Here is a 21,953-nt window from a genome sequence, read left to right as displayed (position 1 = left end):
TTAAGATAACGAGGTTATTGGGTTATATGGGTTCTATAGAGGATAGAGATCTCTGTTCTCTATCCTCAACCATTGCTATTAGCTTGAAGTTTCGTTGTCATCAAGCATTTTTACGCCTGGTGGCAATGGATTATTTTTACGCATTACGTGGTATATCCAAAATGGCAAAACAAGGGTAATAGCAAAGCTCACAACCAGAATCGTCATATACTCAGTTGCAGCAGCTCCTCCGCCAACTTGTGCCGGTGGAATAAATGAGATTGCAAGAGCAACAATGGATATAACTAATCCACTGATAGCGACGAACATCTTAACGCCTTTTCCTCCAGGAATTTCAAAGGCGCGAGGCAGGTTTGAATAACTTAGCACGACCTTCATATAGGCGAGGAAGAAGATAATATAGCCGACAACGTATATCACTACCGTTAGCGATATTGCGGTAAAGAAGGAAACGTTAGCGCCCCCCCCACCAAATGTCAGTACCGCCGCCCATATTGAAACAATCGCACCTTGTAGAAGTAAAAAGTTAACTGGCACACCTTCAGCATTTGTGGCAGAGAGTTTAGCGGGGAGTAAGCCTTTTTTCCCTGCTTCTAACATACCCCATGATGGGCCAACTACCCAGGCCGATACTTCAGCGACTACGCCAAGTGCAATTAACACCGCAATCACTCGAATTGCCCAATCCATATCATGAGTGAAATAGTGAAATAACCCTTCGAATCCTTGGATTACTCCAATTGACAGCCCAAGTTCTTTCTCAGGTACGACAGCACCAATCGCAACGCCACCGATGGCATTTAGCACAATGGCTAATATCACCAGCATGATAATAGCGATAGGGTAATCTCTTTTTACGTTTTTCATTTCGTTGGCGTGGGTCGCCGATGCCTCAATACCCGCATAGGCAAGGATAAATGACACAAATACAACCAAGGTATTGAGTTGGGTGAAGTCTGGTAATAAGGCTTCAGTGGTGATCGGCATATCACTGATACCACCAGTGACAAAAAATGCAATCGAGAGACTAAATAGGATACAGGCTGGAATGAGAATACCGAGCAAGAAACCGACTTTGGAGATCATTGCTGTGTACTTGGTTCCGCCTAATTGAGATAAAGTGAGTCCCCAAAAAATAACCATTACTCCGATAAACTTTATCGTACTATTATCATTGAGTGCAGCCCAGTCAAATACATAGGACAGCGCGCCTAAAATGAAATAAATCATGGTGACAAAACCAACGGTGATTTGGAACCATTGGAAAAAGATATTAGCAAAGCCCCATCGTTCTCCTAATGCATGTCCAGACCAAGTGAATACCCCCCCTTTGTCCCAACCTTCGACAGTTGCCATTTCTGCAGCGCATAAAGCGACAGGTAAAAACCAAAAGACACCCGCGACAACCAAATAGAAAACCAGTGATATGCCCGATGAAGCAAAGGTCGGGTATTCATATACGGTCATAACCATGGTGGCGGTTAGAGCAAAAAATCCAAATAGGCTCATATGCCTAGCTGTACTTGTTGGCGCATTTTGTTGTTTCATTAAATGGACTCCCAGGTTAGTACACATCTTATATATTTATTTAAAAAGTAAAGTGCGAAAAACTTAGATTTGAGATATTGGATATCTTTGAAGGTTAAATTTTATGCAATTGCAGTTAGCTGGATTTTGAGTATGGGGTGACATAGTTATAACTCTCAATTGGTCAAGGGCTTACATTATTACTATTGAAGATAGAACAAATATTGCAATACCACCGTTTTAAATTGAATTTATTCAAGAAAATGACAAAATTAGTTTAAAAGAGCGCGCGTAACGCGGAGCAACGCAGCCAGCGCGGTGCGCAAGCATTAGGTTTTACTTTGCATATCCCCAGGGTTTTAGCTGGACAATCCTCCATAATTACATAATTGCAAACGGTTTTAGAGGTGACTGCTTTTATACCAATGACGGCTGGGTTAGCGTCGCCACGCCGTGTATTACGGCTCGTTTATGTGCGTGTTTTCTCAATGTAGCTCTGGAGAATTTGTGGTTGTAAAAAAGTGTAAACCGATACTGAAAGAGTGTTTTTGGCTGCCTACTTCTGCGCTGAATAGGTTCTGAAGGGAACAACCACTATCTCATCTATTCGCCTTGAATTAGAGTGTCAAAAAACGCTCTGAGTCGATCAACTTCTTATACTGATTGGCATAACAGAACTGCAGAGATGTAGCCAATAACCTAGCGGTTAATATCGAGTGCTACTATTTAACGACCAGAACAGGACATTTAGCCTGATTTGCAATAGTTTCAGCGACGTTGGAGTTTAATAGGTGAGATAACCCCGTATAGCCGTGGCTGGCGATGACAATCATTCCGACTCTTTGTGCTTCAGCTTCCGCTAAAATTTGCTTAACTACATCCCCCGTGCGGATTTTGCTATTTACCCTCAAGCCTTTTGGGAGCATTTCACGTACTTCAGCCACTATCTGTTTCATCTTATCATTGGCATAGGGTTCAGGGTCTATGAGTTGCTCTGCGGGGCTGTTTATCACAATGCCGAAATCTGGTGCGATATAAGGTAGGCCTATTACATTTAATAACTGAATATTTACCCTATATAAGTTTGCCATTTCGACGGCATATCCTAGTGCGTGATTAGCCGTTTCTGAAAAGTCTATCGGGCACAAAATATCTCGAGTGCGCATCGCATCCTCCTATTTACATGGTTACTCAATAAATATAGGTGGTTAAATATCACAGCTCAAATGTGCTTTATACCAAGGCCAAAATATGTTTCGTGATTAGGGGAATCATTTTCAAGGGATGATCTTAATTCCAAGCACATTAAATAAGTGATTGCTCAGCAGGAAGTCAAAGCCCTGTAGGCTAGTTTTTATGTTGTAGTTGCACTGAAACGGCTAGCGCTTATCTCGCCTATCACCAATCACTCGTGCTGGATTTCCTGCCACAATTGCATAATCAGCCACATCTTTAGTGACAATAGCGCCCATACCAATGACAGCATGATTGCCAATCGTGACGCCATCGACAATACCCGCTTGAGCGCCAATCCAGACATCTTCACCTATCACCACGCCTTTAGAGTTAGATGGCTGTTGATAGATAGGCATATCGGACGCCATGCCGTGATTAAAGGCGTAAATAGTCACGTTATTGGCGATACGGGTTTGATGACCAATAGTAATACCATGGCGGCCACCATCCAGTGAGCAGCCGTGATTAATCGCGACCTCATTGCCGAGGCTAATGGGGCCATGTAAGAAGCTGTCGGCAGCAATCATACATTGCTCACCGATAGTGATATTGCGACCAGGCTCGGCAAACAGGTTCGCTTCTGGCGCGATGAAACAGCGCTCGCCAATAGAGACGGTTTCAACTGCACAAAAGTGGGCTTGTACATCATCTTGCCAAGGTTTTGCCCATTCTAGGTGCTTCTCTTTTAATGAGAAATAAAGCCATGGCATATAAGACAGGCGCTTTTTATGCTGAGTTTGATAATCAGGCTTATGTTGTGCTGCTGGTGGCGGATTCATATGGCTATCTAGCTTTGATGAGCTGACTGAGTTGCCGGTGGCTGGGTTTTGCCCACCGTAGAGGCTCTAAGTTCAGTGACTTCAATCCCGGTATCGGTTATCACCCATAAGATATCTAAGTCATATAGCGCGACTTGATACAGCTTAGGATCGGCTTTAGATTTTTTATAGGCAGGGCGGGGATCTTGTGCCAGTACACCTTCAATCAATTCTGCAAGGTGCGGGTAAGCTGGATTTTGCTGATATAGCTCAAGTTGTTTTAGTGCTTGCTCGGTAAAGTTCACCTTGGCTAAAACTGGCGCTTCCTGGGCAATTCCCCCTTGAGCATTGTCGATTGAGTCAGAAAAGGGAATATAGGGCTTAATATCAATAATCGGCGTGCCATCAAGCAAGTCCATGCCCGAGATCTCAAGGCTAACTTTGCCGTTATTAGTATGCACAGCATGGAGCTTAACCACTGACTGGCCAATACCGTTAGGTCTGAAGGTAGAGCGCGTGGCAAATACGCCAAGCTTTTCATTACCACCGAGTCTTGGAGGGCGCACCGTTGTTTTCCAGCCGGCAGCGAGGTTTTCATGAAAACAAAATAGCAGCCATAAATGAGAGTATTGTTCCAATCCTCTCACTGCATCAATTTGATTAAAAGGTGGAGCTAATTCAACAAAACCGCGGGCGGCACTCACTAAACCTGGCTGCCTAGGTATGCCAAATTTTTGTTTATAGGGAGTGCGGCAAAAAGCCACTGCTTGGATCTGGCTGGTAAAAGACATTAAGGTTACTTCTAAAATGAGTAAATAAAATTATTGAGTGTCACTTTTGGTGACAATTGCTTGGCCAACGCAAATCGCGCGGCTAACACAGTTCTGGCTTGCTTCTTTAATCAACAAACATTTTTTTATCACTAGCCCGTTAGCTTGCTTGTCTGCAGCTGCTCGGCGAGCCAGCGTACGAGCTTCAACGATTGAGGCTGGTGCATCATTGTTTGATATTTGGCAGGTTTCACCTTCGACCATACCTTTAATCTCAAAAGGGCCTACAGGTTGCAGTGTACCTTCATAAACCGTCACGTCCGATGCTTTAAAGTAGTCATTAATTGCATCGCTGTCCAAATTGCTGTTAAAGGTATATTCACCGGCACAGCCGCTCAGCAAAAGGATAAAAGCAGAGGGTAATAAATATTTCATGGTGGCGGGCCTGTCTTATTATTGAGGTTAAAATGCCGTTGCTCACTCAAGCCATTAATAAAAAAGTGCTCATAAAGAGCACTTTTTCACGATTAAGCTTTCGTTGCGCTATAAGTTTGAAATTCTAGCGCTTTAGATACTTTTGATAAAGCTGTTGATGACGATTATTAAGATCAATTTTTCGGCCATCAATATAAACAGATTCAATACCTGCATGCATAGGATCCAATATATCACCCGTTGCTAAGATTAGATTGGCTTTAAATCCAGGTGCGATAGCCCCCATGTCATTAATATCTAATACTTTTGCAGCATCTAAAGTGATACTTTTAAGCGCATCCTCTTTGGTTAAACCATATGCTGCGGCCTGTCCGGCTGCAAAAGGTAAGTTTCTACTATTCCAGTCAGATGAAAAAGCGAGCGCAAAGGGGACTTGTGCTTGGTTTAACAATGCGGGGATCTTAAAGGCGAGATCAATAGGTTCATCATTGCGTTTAGGCAGTGCTAGGGTTTGATTGTAAACCACCTTAGCATTCACTTCCGCTAAGGCGTCAGCCACTCGCCAGGCATCGTATCCACCGACTATGACGATGTTAAAGTCATAAAGCTTAGCTAAAGCTATCGCCTCTTCAATCTGCTTTTGTGACTGCGCATGAATAAATAGTTGTGCATTACCTTCGTATAAAGGAGCAAGCGCCTGCCACCTAAGGTCAATCGTATTGACCTTGTCGGCTTTATCAGCGAGTTGATAGCGCTTGCCATCGGCAAAAGCACTGTAGACGGTATCGAGTCTACGCTTGAGATCCGCTAACTGTTCTTTACGCTTATCCGCCTCTTTTGATAACCAGCGAACATGTGGCCAGTAAAGGTGAAACTGCTTATTTGATTCAACTAAGGCATCCTCAATGGTCCAGCTGTCCATTGACACCAATGCCGACTGACCAGCTAAACCGTCGCCTTGTGGCACGACTTGGGCGTGAGTAATGCCGTTAACGCGCACCGTGGGGATAATCTCAGAATCCGGATTAAATGCACTAATCGCTTCTAATTGCGGATTGATATAACCCACTTCATAGGCATCATTACTGGGACGCATCATTTCAACTTCAATTAATCCCATGGTGGTATCTAGGGCGATGAGTCCTGGATACAGATGCTTACCGCTGGCATCGATAATTTCGGCGCCAACAAGCAGCAGTGAGTGATCTGGGCTTGCTCCTGCGTCTAATGTTGAATTTAATGGTGCATTGGATGAGGCATTGCCAGCGGGCTCTGCAACGTTCGTTTTGGCCGCATCTAAATCTTGCCCGACGGCAATGACTTTACCATCAGCAATCAGCACGTCGCTGTCTTGCATTACGCCATGAGTGACAGTGTGCACCGTTGCGTTAGTAAACAGTATGGTCTGGCTTTGTGCCTTTGCCGGTAGCATGTCATGGGCGTTTGCCATAAAACAAAAAGGCAGGCTTAGCAGGGCTGCGGCCTGCATAAAAACGCTATGTTTAAAAGAGGTATTTAACTTCATTACAGTGCTCCTGTCGCTGACTGTTGCCATGCGTTGAAGTGGGTATCGCAGTGCCATTCTGGCTCTGTTAAATCAATGGGGTTTTCACCTTGTTTATGGACATCATCGCTGCGCAGGACTTTTTGAATTAACGCCGCGCGTTCTGTTACGACGTCAATTTGCGCTACTTTGTCTTGTTCACGATCAAAATAGCGGCGGCCGTTAATCCAGGTCGAATCCACCTTGGCATAGACTGATAGTGGCGGGTTATCCCATAGCACAACATCGGCTTGTTTATCTTCAACCAATGAACCGACCTGCGCGTCGATACCAAGCTGAATAGCTGGGTTGATGGTGATCATCTTCCAGGCATCTTCTGCTGACATACCGCAATACATCATCGACTTTGCCGCTTCTTGGTTAAGTCTGCGCTGCATCTCATAGTCATCGGAGTTGATGCTGGTGAGTACGCCTTTGTCTTGCATTAAGCAGGTATTTTGTGGAATAGCATCATAGACTTCAAATTTGTACGCCCACCAATCAGAGAAGGTAGAAGCATGAGCACCATGTTTAGCCATCTCTTCGGCAACTTTGTAACCTTCAAGAATATGGGTAAAGGTGCTGACCTTAAAGTTATACGCTTCAGCAAGACGCAGGAACATTAATATTTCAGATTGCACATAAGAATGAATATGGATATTACGAGTTTGCTCAAGTACTTCAGCAATGGCCTCTAAGCGGTAGTTATATTGCGGTGCAACGGTACGTCTACGCTCGCTTGAACGCATCTTGTTATAATCAGTTTGTGCTTTGCGGTAGGCAAGGGCTTCATTGAAGGCTTCACTAAACAGCGATTTGACCCCGATACGGCTTTGAGGGAATCGGCGGGTGAAAGCATCACCCCAATTACTCTGTTTTACGTTTTCACCTAAGGCAAATTTAATACTTGCTGGTGCACCTTCAAATTTAAGCTGCTGGGCATTATCACCCCACTTAAGCTGAATGATCTGTGCTTGGCCGCCAATGGGGTTAGCGCTGCCGTGTAGGAGCTGCACTGTGGTAACACCGCCAGCAAGGCCTCGGTAAATAGCAATATCGTCTGGATTGATCACATCGCCAATACGTACCTCAGAGGTTATCGCATCGGTACCCTCATTCGTGCCGCCATTAAGGGCAATATGAGAATGCTCATCGATAATACCAGCAGTAAGGTGTTTCCCTGTGGCATCAATAGTGGTGTAGCCAGAAGGTGTTTTAAGATTTTGACCTATCTCTTCAATTTTTCCCCGAGAAATAATCAAATCATTATTGACTAACACGCCACTCTCATCAGATGTCCAGATGGTGGCATTCTTAATATGCACTTTATCAAGTGCGGGTTGCTCATTTAAGCCATACGCCACATTGGGGGAGGTTTGTTTGGATATAAGCTTTACGTTGTCTTTATTGCCATTGTCACTATTGTCTATGGTGGCCATGGGCTCAAGCTTTATTCCGCCAAAGGGGATAGCTTGATTATTGCCATCGAGTAACCGGCCTCTTAATCCTTGGTTATCTAACCATAGCGTAAAGCGACTCATACCTTCTATGCCGGCCTTGGAAAGATCAGCGCTAAAGCTTAGGCGACCTAACTGATAGTCCAGATTGGCAAGGTTTATATCGTTTTCGCCACTTGAGAGAGTACCACTTAGCGATGGGAATTGACTGATATTAAGGTCAAAGGTTAATTCGTCTATCTGTATTTGATAGGCATGATCGAGTAGTGCTCGGTCTCGATTGATGACTTGCTGCTCTTCACCTTGTAACCAAATACTGACAATTTTACCGTCATCAAAAATATTACCATCGGTGATCACCAAATCAGCCATAAAGCCAGGCTCTAGCTTACCGGCTAAGTGATCAATTCCCGAAATTTCAGCGGCGTCAGTGGTCAGCGCTGCCAGTGCAGCTTCTTCAGATAAACCTCTCGTCAGTGCGAGTTTAAGCCTTGGCCAAAATTTATCGGATTCTATTCCATATTGAGTTAATGCAAAGGGGATTTCTGCATTTGCCACCATAGCGAGATTACTCGGGGCACGTTCCCAGTGTCTTAAAGAGGCAAGACTCACCTCTCGCTCACTGTCACCGTCGGTTATTTTTGGAGCTGCTGGGTAATTTAAGGGTAAAACGAGACTAAAGGGGTAGGACTTTAATTCAGAAAGCCTTGCATATTCACTGCCGTTACCAATTAAGCTTCCGCTAAAGTTATGTTCGTTTAATAATCGAGCTGCACGTAATTGGTTATTGAGGTTTTTAGTCTCAAAGATAAAGTGTTGTTTTTTTGGGTCACCTAAGCGTTCTAAGGCAATATTAAATTCTACCTCGTTACTAGAGGCGGTTTTATTCTTATTTTCGTTATACCATTTAGCGTCAGAGAAGGTTTGTCTTATTAATGCCAGACTACCCATTAAGGATTGTGGGTAATCTTGAACAGATGAACCTTTGTTAAAGGCCATAAACTGACTTGTCTGTGCATTATAAATAACATCGTTAGCTTTTTTATCAGCTAATGATATTGTCACGCCTTGTCCTCTAAAGATCCCATCTAAATAACTAGACTGAACACTGGTGAAGCCGTTATCAATCCATTTTTTTGCTTGGTCTTTATCTGGGTAGACATAATTAAACCATTGCATTTGGGCATGTATTGCGCCATTACTCGCATTGCCGCCAATTCGCTTTATTTCATATACAGGCCCCGATTTATCTTGGGCTTCTCTTTCATACTCAATGGCATATTCAGTAAAGGGATCGATAAAGCCTGAATATATTGTATGTCCCGTTAAATCAATAACAAAAGCATCTTCAGGAATATCGTTGTTTTTGATAACAGCCTTAATTTTGTTATTTTCAATCAATAAGGTGGCATTCTTTAACGATTTACCAGGGGCAAGCATCAGTTCTGCATGAGTTAATGCTGTAAGTCTTGGGGTGTTATCAGTGAGTTGCTCATTAGCAAACGCAGCGTGACTGCATAACAAGCTAAGTAAAGCGATTGGGGTTGTGATGATATGTTTACGCATTATTCTACTTATTATTGTTAGATAAACAGGAAATAGGTGAGGGTATCCTAACTTATTAACAATGACTAAGCAGCAATTGTAACGACCAATGTAATATTATTAACGTAAAAACAAAAAAGCCCTGCATATAGCAGGGCTTTAGTCGGTAGACTTGAAATTAGATCAAGAAGTCTTCCATAGTACGGCCGTTTTCAAGTTGATTCTTAAATACGGTAGGCATGCGACCTTGGCCAGTCCATTGAACCATCTCGCCATCAACTTCAATTTGATATTTAGCTGGGCGAGGAGCACGCTTCTTAGGAGCGGCTTTCACTGCTGCTCCACCAATATCATCAACAGATAATCCGATAGCTTCCATTTGCTTACGGATCTCTTCGATTTTGGCATTACGCTCAGCCATTGCTTCTTGCTCTTCAGCTTGTTGAGAAGCTTTCTCTTCAATAATTTTTTCTAACTTTACTGACAGCTCTTTTAAATCATTCAGTGATAATTCTTTAACTGCTGCTTTAAAACGACGACCATGGGTCAATATTTCAAGAAAATCGCTCATAATTATTCGGGTCCAATTAAGAATGAAATGGGGAATTAGATTATTGAGTTAAATAATAGAAACTATTTAGCTTCGGAGCAAATATTATTTTTGAATTATTTATATCGAATATGGTTAATATGAATAATGAGACTAATATTGCGAGTTAATAAATGTTTTTATGCTGATTAATACAAGCAAATGTTATCTAGTGTCAACTAGAGTGAACAGGTGTTTGAAACTCGGTTGACGTTAACGTTAACAGCACGTAAAGTGAGCCTAATTTCAGTAATCTTTGCTGGGCATATATTGCTGCTAGGTTACTTAATTCCGATCATTAAAAGAGACGTAAGAAGGAAGCCCTATGAAAGTATTGGTGCCAGTTAAACGTGTCGTCGATGCCAATGTAAAAGTCAGGGTTAACGCTGACAATACTGGTGTTGATACCGCAAACCTAAAAATGGCCATTAACCCTTTTTGTGAGATTGCCGTTGAAGAAGCCGTTCGTTTAAAGGAAGCCGGAAGCGCCTCTGAAATTGTCGTATTAAGTGTTGGCCCTAAAGCATCGCAAGAGCAGTTAAGAACCGCACTTGCATTGGGCGCCGATCGTGCAATCCATATTGAAACCGATGAAGACTTGGTTCCGTTATCAATCGCTAAGCTTATTCATGCCGTGCAGCAAAAAGAGCAAGCACAGCTGGTTATTCTTGGTAAGCAATCGATTGACGGTGATAACAACCAAACAGGTCAGATGCTTGCCGCTATCGCTAAAATGCCGCAAGCAACGTTTGCCTCAGAAGTGAAACTTGATGGCGATAAGCTCGTTGTGACGCGTGAAATTGATGGTGGTCTACAGACCGTTAACGTTTCATTGCCAGCAGTGGTTACCGCTGACCTTCGTCTGAATGAGCCGCGTTATGCCAAGTTACCCAATATTATGAAAGCCAAGCGCAAACCGCTTGAAACTCTGACGCCGGCAGATCTTGACGTCACGCTTAAATCTCATCAGACAATTGTTAAAGTCACACCACCTGCCCAGCGCAGTGGTGGAGTCATGGTTGCGTCTGTCGAGGAGTTGGTTGAAAAGTTAAAGAATGAAGCGAAGGTGATCTAATGGCAATTTTAGTATTAGCAGAACACGATAACTCCAGTCTAAAGCTGGATACCGCTAAAGTCGTTGCCTGTGCTCAGGCAATTGGTGGCGACATCGACGTATTAGTCGTTGGCCATAACTGTGGTGCTGTGGCAAGCGAAGCACAAAAGTTAGCTGGTGTGCGAAATGTCTTGGTTGCAGACTCAGGGTCATACGCCAATCACCTCGCGGACAATGTGTCAGACTTGATGATAAGCATCGCATCTGATTATGAACATGTACTCGCTGCAGCTTCAAGCTTTGGTAAAGATGTGTTGCCGCGCGTTGCTGCGTTACTCGATGTATCTCAGCTTTCTGAAGTGATAGAAGTGGTGAGTTCTGACACCTTTGTTCGTCCAGTTTATGCGGGTAACGCCCTTGCGACGGTACAAAGTTTAGATGACAAGAAAGTCATGACGGTTCGCTCAAGCGCGTTTGACGCGGTTGCTGCAGACGGCAGTGCTGGATTGGTGACACTATCACCAGAGTTTGCTTCGCAGGTAGAGTTTGTGACTCAAAGCCTAACGGAATCTGAGCGTCCAGAGCTTGGCAGTGCATCGGTAGTGGTGTCGGGTGGCCGCGCGCTAGGAAATAGTGAAAACTTCGCTATTTTAGAGCAACTGGCTGATAAGTTAGGTGGCGCGCTTGGCGCATCTCGTGCGGCAGTTGATGCAGGCTACGTACCAAACGACTTACAAGTAGGCCAAACCGGTAAAATTGTTGCGCCAGATTTATACATTGCTGTGGGTATTTCAGGCGCGATTCAGCACTTGGCTGGCATGAAGGATTCAAAGGTGATTGTTGCTATCAACAAAGATCCAGAAGCTCCGATTTTCCAAGTGGCAGATTATGGTCTTGAAGCCGATCTTTTTGAAGCTGTGCCAAAATTAATCGCACTGCTGTAAATGGAACTTGGTATAACCTATTACTGCTACAGCAAGGTCAATTGTATCTAATAGTTTGGCAAACTGTTAATAGCTGTGAGTTGTACTGGGTATTGTTAGTGATCTGTGTCACGATAAGCGGCTTTAGAGTAGCATCTCTAAAGCCGCTTATGTTTTTATGTCCGTCACGCTTTTTGAGCTAGCCTTAAATTGCGTCCTGAGAAGTAGAGGTGCATTAAATATTAGTATCGATAAGTAGGGTGATACCGCTGATCTATCGAGAAAGGATTTAGTGCCGAAGTGACATAGCATATCGGGGCTAGTTGCTGGGGCTGTAACCAAATAGGTACAGCACTGCCATAGTATTTCTTATCTGGAAGATAAGAATTTTTATATTAATGACGAACCATTAATATGGCTATGGAGCGCTACTGATAGGACAGGTGTAATCAGATATCTACTGCTATATCCCACCAGTTCAGTCGGCCTCCATTCGTATTTAGCGAAGAAATTAAAAATGACAATTATAAGCTATGCCGATTCGGCTTTATCGCTGCTACCTCCGGTAGTGGCCATCGTACTGGCGATGCTCACGCGTCGTGTTTTGCTCTCTTTGGGTTTTGGGATTTTGTTGGGAGCATTACTGCTTACCGATTTTTCTGTAATGCAAACGGGTCAATATTTAAGTACTAAAGTGCTGTCTCTCGTATGGGACGATGGTGCTTTAAATAGTTGGAACCTATATATTTTAGGTTTCTTAGTGGTACTGGGTATGATCACTGCGTTGATCACGGTAAGTGGTTCAGCAAGAGCCTTTGCTGATTGGGCTCGTACTCATATTCGTAATAAGCGCGATGCTAAGCTACTCACCATGTTTTTAGGTTGTGTGGTTTTCATTGACGATTACTTCAACAGTTTAGTTGTTGGTAGTGTCGCACGACCACTCACCGACAGGTATTACATTTCACGTACTAAGTTAGCCTACTTACTTGATTCTACAGCCGCGCCTATTTGCGTTATTTCACCTGTATCAAGTTGGGGTGCTTATATCATCGCCTTGATTGGCGGCATTCTAACCGCACATGGATTTGCCGATACAGGGCATTTGAGCATATTCGTACAGATGATCCCGATGAACTTCTACGCGATCTTTGCATTGTTACTGCTGCTTTGTGTTGCGTTAATGGGATTAGATATTGGCCCAATGCGTCAGCAAGAGCTGAACGCACAAAAAGGCCACTTATACGACGAGTCTAAAGGGTTACCGCCTGGGGCTAACTCTGGTTTACCAGAAGCGGATACGGGTAAGATTATTGGCTTATTCCTGCCAATCACAGTGTTAGTTTTTGCCACTTTCTACTTCATGGTAAGCAGTGGTGGGGATGCATTAGCGGCTAAAGGCATAGAATTTAGTCTAATTGGCGCATTTGAAAATACCGATGTAGGTTCATCGCTATTCTTTGGTGCTTTGCTTGGCTTAGTTGTAACGCTTGCATTAGTCATCTATCAAGGCGTGGCTAAGTCTATGATTGCTAAAGGCCTGTTTGAAGGCGCTAAGTCTATGCTGCCTGCAATCTATATCTTACTGTTTGCTTGGACCATTGCGGGTGTGATTGGACAGATTGAAACCGGTAAGTACATGGCGAGCTTGGCAACGGGTAACATTCCATTTGCGATGCTTCCTGCAGTGCTCTTTATTCTTGCAGGTTTGACTGCATTTTCAACCGGCACCAGCTGGGGTACCTTTGGTATTATGCTGCCAATTGCAGCCGATATGGCGATGGGAAGTCACACTGGCATGATGTTGCCAATGCTATCTTCAGTGCTTGCGGGTGCGGTATTTGGAGACCATTGCTCTCCTATTTCTGATACCACTATTTTGTCGTCAACCGGAGCGAACTGCCACCATATTGACCATGTTATGACGCAATTGCCTTACGCATTAATTGTTGCGGGGATCAGCATTGTGGGTTACTTAGTGCTCGGCTTTACTGAATCGGTTACTGCGGGCTTAATCGCTTGTAGCGTATTGTTTGTGATCAGTATTATTGTGCTACGGATCAAGGCATGTTCACCTGATTCTCAATGTAAGCAATAAAGGTAATAGCCCTTATTGAGATATGCGCAAGCTGCACCTCGATAAATTAGAACCATAAAAAATCCGCTCTAGTTAGAGCGGATTTTTTGTTTTTAGGCTAACCAATTTAGCTGGCAGCGTATGACCTCTGTAGCGCAATAGCGCTTAGTTTAAGCCACGTCGCTCTAGCAATGCATCAGTCGTCGGTTCTTGACCTCTAAAGGCTTTGTAGGCATCCATAGGCGCAACGGTATTACCGACTTCGCGGATAGTCTTTCTAAACTTCATGCCAATTTCACGATTTAAGCCACCTTGTGTTTGCACGTAGGCAAACGCATCAGCAGCTAAAATCTCACTCCACATGTAAGCGTAATAACTTGCAGAGTATCCGCCCGGGAAGGCGTGAGCAAAGTAAGTCGACTTATAGCGTGGCGGCACAGCAGGTAAATCTACGCCGTGCTTCTTAAGCGCTGCCGCTTCAAAGCTGGCCACATCTTGTAGTGGTGCATCCGCGTTAAGTGAGTGCCACTCTAAATCAACCAGCGCAGCAGACATATATTCTAAGGTATCAAAGCCTTGGTTAAAGCTACGAGACTTAAGAAGTTTGCTTAGCAACTCTTCAGGAATGGGCTCACCAGTTTCATAGTGTTTTGCATAGTTGGCTAACACTTTAGGGTGAGCTGCCCAATCTTCTTCAAATGTGGATGGAAATTCAACGAAATCTCGTGATACAGACGTGCCTGAAAGTGTAGGGTAAACCACTTTAGAGAACATGCCGTGAGTACCGTGTCCCATTTCATGGAACATGGTGGTGACTTCATCGTAGCTAACAAAAGTTGGCTCGCCTTTAGGCGCTTTTTTAATATTCATCACGTTAACCACAACAGGCTTTTGGTTAAGTAGCTCTGACTGGGTAACAAATGAGCTCATCCATGCTCCGCCGCGCTTACCTTCACGAGAGAAGTAGTCGGCGTAGAAGATTGCGATACTTGTGCCATCTTCATCAAACATTTCGTAGGCTTTCACATCCTCATGATAAACAGGAAGATCGGGACGCGGAGTTAAGCTCACGCCATAAAGCGCTTTTAAGGTAAAGAACACGCCATCTTCTAGTACTCTGTCAAACTCAAAGTACGGGCGAATGGCACTTTCATCTAAATCGTACTTTTCTTTGCGTACTAATTCTGCGTAGTAAGCCCAATCCCATGGTGCCAACTCAAAATTACCGCCAGTCTTATTGATCATCGCTTGGATGTCTGCCGCTTCTTTTTCGGTATTGTTTACCACTGCAGGCACCATAGAGCCGAACATCTTGTAAACCGCTTCCGGCGTTTTAGCCATCTGTGGTGCTAGGCGATATTCAGCCCAGCTATTAAAGCCTAACAGCGCAGCGCGCTCGGCACGAAGTTGAGCGAGACGGGCAACTAATGAAGCCGTTTCATTTTCCCCTTCAAGGCCACGGTTAGCAGATGCTTGCCAAACTTGCTGGCGTAGCTCTCTATCTTGTAATTGAGTCAGTACTGGCTGGCGCGTGGTATTGGTGATATTTAACTGATATTTTCCAGCATGTCCGCTCGCTTCTGCATCGCTAGCAGCCGCTTTAACGGCGCTATCAGATAAACCTGCAAGTTGCTCTTTTGAGTCAACAACCACTGCAATTTCTTTGGTTAGACGCATTAAACGTTGAGCAAACTCATTGGTTAGCGTTGATTGCTCTTCGTTCAGCACTCTGATCTGCTGTTTTTGGGTTTCTGTTAGCTTGGCGCCTGCGCGCACAAAGCGCTTATAGTAAACCTCAACTAAACGATTTTCTTCGGCTGATAATCCTAAGCTTTCGCGCTGGTTATAGAGTGTTTCGATGCGAGCGAATAATGCTGGATTCAAATTGATGTTATCTGAGTGAGCGGCCATCTTGGGCGCCATTTCACCCTGCACTTTACGTAGTGTTGGGTTGCTGTCTGTACCGGCTAAGTTGTAGAACACCTTTGATGTACGGGTCAGTAGCTCACCACTTTTTTCAAGCGCTATGATGGTATTTTCAAACGTCGCAGCGTCAGAGTTGTTAGCAATGGCTAACACTTCTTGATAATGGTCTTTGATCCCAAGTTCTAATGCTGGCTGAAAGTGCTCATCATTGATCTTGCTAAAGTCAGGGGTTTCATACTGAAGCTGACTTGCTTGTAGAAATGGATTTTGAGTTTGCACCATCGGCGCAGAGCTATTTTGAGTTGATGTGGTCGAGCAAGCGCTCAAGGCTAAGGTTGCGGTAATAGCCGCTGCAATGAGTGTCTTATGCATAGATTTGTACTTCCTTTATTATAATTGTGCTTCTAATCTAATATTTGCGTATTAAACGTGTCTTAATTTGAGTGATTTTGTGCTTCAGTGCAGGGTTTTGTGTGAGTTTTGTTGTGTTTGTCACATATTGGAACAGTGAGTGATTCGTTGCCTGCAGCGACTTTTTACATCGTTTAAATGTAATAAGTAGTGAAAACAAGCTGTTTAAAGCGAAATGTAAGTATTAGCCGCTAAAGTTGCTTAAAAGTAGAGCGCTTTATCGGGGAGCGTTAAGGCTTATTTTATTCGCGACACGACTCACTGAATCAATATTGTTAAGATGATTTTTTATCGAAAATAGTGATAAACTAGCGGCGAATTCACCTTTAAGGATCTTAGTTTGGCGCAGCTCTATTTCTATTACTCAGCGATGAATGCGGGTAAATCAACTTCGTTATTGCAGTCTTCTTACAATTACCGTGAACGCGGAATGCATACCTTAGTGATGACAGCGTCAATTGACGATCGATATGGTGTCGGTAAAGTTGCATCGCGAATTGGTATTGAAACGGACGCTCAGGTTTTTGGTAGTAATGACAACCTGAGTGACATGATACGCACTAGTCATGAAGCGCAGACTTTACACTGCATCTTGATTGATGAGTCACAATTCTTAAGCAAAGAGCAGGTTAAGCAATTAACCTACGTGGTCGACATACTCGATATTCCCGTGCTGTGTTATGGCCTTAAAACAGATTTCCAAGGCGAGTTGTTTAGCGGCAGTCAGTATTTACTCGCCTGGGCAGACAAGCTTGTAGAACTTAAAACCATTTGTCACTGCGGCCGTAAAGCCAATATGGTGGTGCGCCTAGATGGCAATGGCAAACCCATGCGTGAAGGTGAGCAGGTTGCTATTGGTGGTAATGAGAGTTATGAGTCTGTTTGTCGTAAGCACTTTAGAGAGTTTCTCTGGGACTAACTCGTCCTGCTTTTAGACAATAACAAAGGCTGACGCTGTTAAAGTGTTGGCTTTTTTTATGAGTAAAACCTACACAAGGTTAGTCCTTACCAACCCCTGGACCTCGCCGTAACGCGTTTTATATTTTATAAAATACTCATTCTGTATCTACTTTGTAAATAGTGATTTAAGCCGCTGTAATTTTAGGTTTTATTCTGCATAATGCGTCTCTTTTTTATTGCCAAGTCTGTGGTTGTACAAGGATTTTAATGCAGCATAACCAAATAGTTGCCAAGCACATTGCCAAGTTACGCAGTGATGTTGATGCCGCTATCTCTCAAGATGATCTGCTCGAGGTCATCACTCAAGTTAAACAGCATCCTGGACCGTTGGATTACCGCGATAAGATAACGCACTCTGTTAAGTGGCTACTAGTTAGCGCTAGCGTCTTGTGTATCGTCTTGATATTTATGCGGCTCTGGTATGAACAAGTTGAGCCCGTAGCCAAGTTGGTGATTGATGACTCTTGTTACTGGCTCCCGGTGGCACTGAGCACCTTGTTAGTGAGTTTTTGCCATGACCGTGGTTGGCTACCGGTGGCTACGCCCATCAGTTTTGTATTACTGATTGCCGCTATGGTTGGCGTCGCTATATATGTACCTGAATGGCCGAAAATCTATTGGGCTGTGATCTATGGTTTTGGCTATGTGATTAGCGTGGGGGAAATTGATGACCATCAGTTTTCGCTGTGGTTTATACTGGTAATCGCCAGTTCACTCACTTGGGTATGGTTAGATTATCGCGCCAATTGGCGTAAACACCTTTCAGATAAAATATTCCTGTGTGATGCGTTATTTAATAATGGCTTAACACAAACTAAGCCAGCACCTGAAGACAAACTAGACGCACTTGAAAAGCAGTTTGCAGAGTTTCGTCGCGGCAGTGGCACCCGTGACATTCAGCAGATGTTTGCCGGGCAATATCAAGGCGAGCAGCACAGCTTTAACTATAAGCTTTATCACTTTCAGTACACCGTTAAACGCACTAAAACCTGCTCAGATGGCAATGGTGGCTATAAAACCAAAACCGTGCATGAAGATCGCGACCGCTACGGTATGTTACTCGACTTTCCCTTTGCTAAAGGCTTATGCATGGATGCTGAGGATGAGGTAAAACTTAAAGGCTCAGTGTATCAGGACAAGTATCAAACGGAATCGAATGCATTTAATGATATTTATCGAGTACAGGCCTGTGAGAAACCCACTGCGGCACGCTTTTTAACCCCTGCAATGATAGAAAAGCTGTTGGACTTAAATCGTAATTTCATCTCGCCTATGGTGGAGATAGCGCCTGATGGCCGTTTGTGTATAGCCTCTACCAGTAAGCTGATTATCGAAAAGCGAAAACATTCACTGGCAAAGCCCGATGAGTTTTATAAGGAGATTGCCGGCCATACCGAGCTAAAGCGGGTGCAAAAGCTACTCGAAGCGATCCATGAACTCATGCGTCTGTCTGATAACAATTTTGTAAGTGATACCAGTTTTGTAAGTGATATTAGTGTTGCTAGCAATAGCAATGCAAACGCCACACAAGCTGCACATGCAACAGCAGTAAAAGATACGGAGTTCAACGTTCATGCTGGCTTATAACGCTCAAGTGACTCGCAATATTGCTGCGATCCGCACCGATGTTGAAACAGCAAAAAGCCAAGAGGACTTGATTGCATTAGTGCATGGAGTCGAGCATCACCAAGGCCCGTTAGATTACCAAGATAACTGGTATCGTTTTTTCTGCGCAGTTTCATTGTTTTTCGCCTTATTGCCGATAGCTTTTGAGTTGGGGTTAGTGGTTCCTGATTTTGTGATGCACATTCTTAGAGGCGCATTGAGCTACAGTGTGATCTGGTATCCAATGTTGGGCTTAGCAACATTAACCCGCTATTTTGAAGACAAGGGTAAGTGCTTACCTATCCCTGGTCCACAATGGGGACGGATGCTATTGATGGCTGCTGTGGGCGCGGCGCTGAATTTGTTGCCGCAATGGCCGCATTGGTATTGGAATATGTATTTCGAAACCTTAGCCTCGTTTTTAGGTTTCTGGTATCCGAGCTCAGGTTTTGCAGCACATAATGGCGTTGTTGGCGTAATTATGCTGCTGTGGCTTAGAGGCCGCATGAAGTGGCGCAATAAACTGTCAGATACCATTTTTTTAAAAGATGCATTGTTTAATAATAACTTACAAGCCGTCCCATTTGAGGGCAAAAAGCTGGCTAAAGAGTTGCAAGCCAGCTTTAAAGAGTTTAAACGCGGTAATGATTTGCGAGAAATTCAAAGTCTTTACAAGAGTACTTATCAAGGTGATATTCATCAATTCGATTATCAGCTTTATCGTTTTCACTACATTATAAAACGCACTGAAACAACTACCGACGCTAATGGTAAAAGCACCACTCGCACGGTGAGAGACAGCTATTATCGCCATGGTGTGTTATTAGATTTTCCTTTTGCTCAGGATATGAGTATTAGCAACGACTTTGGCATTAAAGGCCGAGGCGAGCGCTATAAAAGTGCTTCTAATGCGTTTAATCACCAATATCGAGTCCATGCTAAAGAGCTGATGAGCGCAGCACGATTGCTGTCGCCTGCGGTTGAGGAAAAGCTCACTGTATTTGCTAAACAGTTAAAAAAACCAGTATTAGAATTCGGCCAACAAGGAAGACTGTGTTTAGCGGTGAGTGATGACCTATTAGCGGTTAAACGAGTCAACGGTTTAGATAATCCCAAAGCCTTTGCTGAAGAATTAGCAGGCCATACCGAGTTAAAACAAATGAACCAAATGCTCGAATTAGTCCACGAAATGATGCGCTTTAGCGACAATAACTTCAAAGCCTGCGCGTAATTCATTTTGAAATGATAAAAGACTGAAGGCTAAAGAGAAGTGAGTCAGGAAACGCATTTGAAATCTCATTTTTTAAAAGCAAGCTTTGAAAGCTAATTAAAATAAAGAATCAGCAAGTTAATCAAAATATAGAAAAGGAAAACCTAAATGGATATCTCAGTTATCGGGTTAGTGATTGTAGCTGTGGTCATTGTTGCCATCATCATGGTGTATAACGGCATTATTGGTAAACATAATGCGGTAGACCGCGCATGGGCGTCGGTACTGACTCAAGAGCGCCAGAAGAATAAAATCATTCCTATGGTAGAGCAGTTAGTTGAGCAATATAAACTGCATGAATCTGAGGTGTTAACTCAGGTGACACAGCTGCGTAGTGCGATTGCAGATATGAGTGCCGGCGTAGATACCGCAAAACTTGCCGCAGCGGAGCAGCGCACTAATGAGTTGATGCAAGGCCTTAAAGTGACGGTAGAGGCTTATCCAGAGCTAAAAGCCTCTGATGTGTACATGAAGCTGATGGCTGAAATAAGTGAGCAACAAGAGCAGATTGGCGCAGCAATTCGCATTTTCAATGCCAACGTAGAAGACTTTAACAATGCGATTGAGATGTTCCCTGGCTCATTAATCAACAGCACCATGTTGCGTAAGCAAAAAATCGCTAGCTTTAGTGATAGCGAAGCACAAGCAGGGTTTGAGTATCAACCTAACCTTTAACCCGTTGGGCTGGGTTTTAGCCCTAGGTAGGGTATCAGGCTGCGCCTGAACTTAAGCAATCAAGCTGCGCTTGATAAACGTCGTGGGATTCCATCCAGCCCAGCACTGACACCCATTGTAAATGGCATGTTTTTGGTCCTCCTACTAAACTTTAGTAAATGCTGAAGTTGGAGGTTATTATGCCGCGGGCAAGAAGTACCTTAATTAGCCTTGAAGATACGCCGTATTATCACTGTTGTAGCCGTGTAGTTCGACGCGCCTATTTGTGTGGTGATGATAAATACACAGGCAAGAACTATGACCATCGCCGTGGTTGGGTAGAGTCGCAAATTCTGAAGTTAACAGAGGTGTTTGCGATTGATGTCGCAGCCTATGCAGTGATGAGTAACCACCTACATGTCGTACTCTATATTGACTTAGAAACGGTGAATACCTGGACTGATAGGGATGTTGTTGAAAAATGGCATAAGCTGTTTAACGGTACTGATTTAACCCAGAAATTTGTTAAAGGTGACGTGATTGAGGAGTGTATGGTAGCAGCACTAAAACATCTAATAGCGACTTACCGTTCACGTCTCTGTGATATCAGTTGGTTTATGCGGTGCCTTAATGAACCGATAGCAAGACAAGCTAATTATGAAGACAACTGCACAGGGCATTTTTGGGAAGGACGTTTTAAGTCACAAGCATTACTTGATGAAGCCGCAGTACTTGCCTGTATGGCCTATGTGGAGCTTAATCCCATCAGAGCTAAGGTGGCTAAGACACCTGAAAAATCAGACTATACCAGCCTGCAACTGAGAGTGAAGACAGCCCTAAAGGGCAAGCAACCTGCCAAGTTATTGCCCTTTATTGGTAATGAGAAAAAAGACCAGCCAAAAGGCATCAACTTCTCGCTTGAAGATTATCTAACACTTGTTGATGAAACGGGTCGAATCATTCGGGATAACAAGCGAGGGGCAATTTCTGCTAATGCAGAACAGATACTGATTAGGCTCAATATTCCGAGTGACAACTGGATAAAAATCGCCTCAGAATTTGGTAAGTTGTTCCATGGACCAGTAGGTAGTTTACAAGAGCTAACTCATTATTGTGAACATCTAGAAAAGCGACGACGGCATTTCGCGCACAGCTGCGAGTACCTCCAGGCAGGTTAAGCCTTCAAACAATCTTCTTATTAAGTTTATAGAAC

General features: G+C 43.7%; 17 protein-coding genes and 1 riboswitch. Of the genes, 8 read left to right on the top strand and 9 right to left on the bottom strand.

Annotated features, from left to right (window positions below; all coding sequences use genetic code 11):
* Nucleotides 1-78: 78 nt before the first annotated feature.
* The 8 genes from ACVBJC_RS09210 to ACVBJC_RS09175 form a co-directional block, all read right to left on the bottom strand.
* A complete protein-coding gene (locus ACVBJC_RS09210) occupies nucleotides 79-1,548 on the bottom strand; it encodes an amino acid permease (RefSeq protein WP_447160572.1) in 1,470 nt (489 codons plus the stop codon).
* Nucleotides 1,549-2,249: 701 nt separating this feature from the next.
* The gene (locus ACVBJC_RS09205; RefSeq protein ID WP_447160571.1) at nucleotides 2,250-2,693 is read right to left on the bottom strand and encodes a universal stress protein; all 444 of its coding nucleotides are present in this window, start codon (nucleotides 2,691-2,693) and stop codon (nucleotides 2,250-2,252) included.
* A gap of 213 nt (nucleotides 2,694-2,906) precedes the next feature.
* Complete coding sequence (locus ACVBJC_RS09200) at nucleotides 2,907-3,542, bottom strand: acyltransferase (protein ID WP_447160570.1); 636 nt, start codon at nucleotides 3,540-3,542, stop codon at nucleotides 2,907-2,909.
* Nucleotides 3,543-3,550: 8 nt separating this feature from the next.
* Nucleotides 3,551-4,312, bottom strand: a complete 762-nt coding sequence (gene tsaA, locus ACVBJC_RS09195) for a tRNA (N6-threonylcarbamoyladenosine(37)-N6)-methyltransferase TrmO (protein WP_447160569.1) — start codon at nucleotides 4,310-4,312, stop codon at nucleotides 3,551-3,553.
* Between the two features lie 30 nt (nucleotides 4,313-4,342).
* Nucleotides 4,343-4,726 carry an Rcs stress response system protein RcsF gene (gene rcsF, locus ACVBJC_RS09190; protein WP_447160568.1) on the bottom strand — a complete coding sequence of 128 codons (384 nt, stop codon included), beginning with the start codon at nucleotides 4,724-4,726 and terminating at the stop codon, nucleotides 4,343-4,345.
* 124 nt (nucleotides 4,727-4,850) lie between these two features.
* Nucleotides 4,851-6,215 (bottom strand): amidohydrolase, encoded by a 1,365-nt coding sequence (locus ACVBJC_RS09185; RefSeq protein WP_447160654.1) that lies wholly within the window; start codon nucleotides 6,213-6,215, stop codon nucleotides 4,851-4,853.
* 35 nt (nucleotides 6,216-6,250) lie between these two features.
* Nucleotides 6,251-9,292 (bottom strand): amidohydrolase family protein, encoded by a 3,042-nt coding sequence (locus ACVBJC_RS09180; protein ID WP_447160567.1) that lies wholly within the window; start codon nucleotides 9,290-9,292, stop codon nucleotides 6,251-6,253.
* A gap of 157 nt (nucleotides 9,293-9,449) precedes the next feature.
* Nucleotides 9,450-9,842, bottom strand: a complete 393-nt coding sequence (locus ACVBJC_RS09175) for an H-NS histone family protein (RefSeq protein ID WP_447160566.1) — start codon at nucleotides 9,840-9,842, stop codon at nucleotides 9,450-9,452.
* Nucleotides 9,843-10,185: 343 nt separating this feature from the next.
* Between ACVBJC_RS09175 and ACVBJC_RS09170 the strand changes: the two genes are divergently transcribed.
* The 3 genes from ACVBJC_RS09170 to ACVBJC_RS09160 all read left to right on the top strand — a co-directional run bounded on the left by ACVBJC_RS09170 (nucleotide 10,186) and on the right by ACVBJC_RS09160 (nucleotide 13,935).
* Nucleotides 10,186-10,935, top strand: a complete 750-nt coding sequence (locus ACVBJC_RS09170) for an electron transfer flavoprotein subunit beta/FixA family protein (protein ID WP_447160565.1) — start codon at nucleotides 10,186-10,188, stop codon at nucleotides 10,933-10,935.
* Nucleotides 10,935-11,858 carry an electron transfer flavoprotein subunit alpha/FixB family protein gene (locus tag ACVBJC_RS09165; protein ID WP_447160564.1) on the top strand — a complete coding sequence of 308 codons (924 nt, stop codon included), beginning with the start codon at nucleotides 10,935-10,937 and terminating at the stop codon, nucleotides 11,856-11,858. Before ACVBJC_RS09170 ends, ACVBJC_RS09165 begins: the two co-directional genes overlap by 1 nt.
* A 196-nt stretch (nucleotides 11,859-12,054) precedes the next feature.
* A riboswitch (Lysine riboswitch) is annotated at nucleotides 12,055-12,276 on the top strand.
* A 78-nt stretch (nucleotides 12,277-12,354) separates the two neighbouring features.
* A complete protein-coding gene (locus ACVBJC_RS09160) occupies nucleotides 12,355-13,935 on the top strand; it encodes a Na+/H+ antiporter NhaC family protein (RefSeq protein ID WP_447160563.1) in 1,581 nt (526 codons plus the stop codon).
* A gap of 144 nt (nucleotides 13,936-14,079) precedes the next feature.
* Here ACVBJC_RS09160 and ACVBJC_RS09155 read toward each other — a convergent pair whose 3' ends face one another.
* Complete coding sequence (locus ACVBJC_RS09155) at nucleotides 14,080-16,212, bottom strand: M3 family metallopeptidase (protein WP_447160562.1); 2,133 nt, start codon at nucleotides 16,210-16,212, stop codon at nucleotides 14,080-14,082.
* Nucleotides 16,213-16,591: 379 nt separating this feature from the next.
* Between ACVBJC_RS09155 and ACVBJC_RS09150 the strand changes: the two genes are divergently transcribed.
* The 5 genes from ACVBJC_RS09150 (at nucleotide 16,592) to ACVBJC_RS09130 (ending at nucleotide 21,918) form a co-directional block, all read left to right on the top strand.
* Nucleotides 16,592-17,170, top strand: a complete 579-nt coding sequence (locus ACVBJC_RS09150; protein ID WP_447160561.1) for a thymidine kinase — start codon at nucleotides 16,592-16,594, stop codon at nucleotides 17,168-17,170.
* A gap of 248 nt (nucleotides 17,171-17,418) precedes the next feature.
* Nucleotides 17,419-18,798 carry a DUF3137 domain-containing protein gene (locus ACVBJC_RS09145; protein WP_447160560.1) on the top strand — a complete coding sequence of 460 codons (1,380 nt, stop codon included), beginning with the start codon at nucleotides 17,419-17,421 and terminating at the stop codon, nucleotides 18,796-18,798.
* Entirely contained in the window at nucleotides 18,785-20,047 is a 1,263-nt protein-coding gene (locus ACVBJC_RS09140; protein ID WP_447160559.1) for a DUF3137 domain-containing protein, read from the top strand. Before ACVBJC_RS09145 ends, ACVBJC_RS09140 begins: the two co-directional genes overlap by 14 nt.
* A 147-nt stretch (nucleotides 20,048-20,194) precedes the next feature.
* Nucleotides 20,195-20,761 (top strand): LemA family protein, encoded by a 567-nt coding sequence (locus ACVBJC_RS09135; RefSeq protein ID WP_447160558.1) that lies wholly within the window; start codon nucleotides 20,195-20,197, stop codon nucleotides 20,759-20,761.
* Between the two features lie 179 nt (nucleotides 20,762-20,940).
* Nucleotides 20,941-21,918: a transposase gene (locus ACVBJC_RS09130; RefSeq protein ID WP_447160557.1), complete on the top strand. Its 978-nt coding sequence runs from the start codon at nucleotides 20,941-20,943 to the stop codon at nucleotides 21,916-21,918.
* The last annotated feature ends 35 nt before the right edge of the window (nucleotides 21,919-21,953 follow it).

It is taken from the genome of Shewanella sp. 0m-6 (assembly GCF_052977325.1).
The sequence above is the reverse complement of the archived record's forward strand: the minus strand, read 5'-3'. Positions and strand labels throughout refer to the sequence as shown.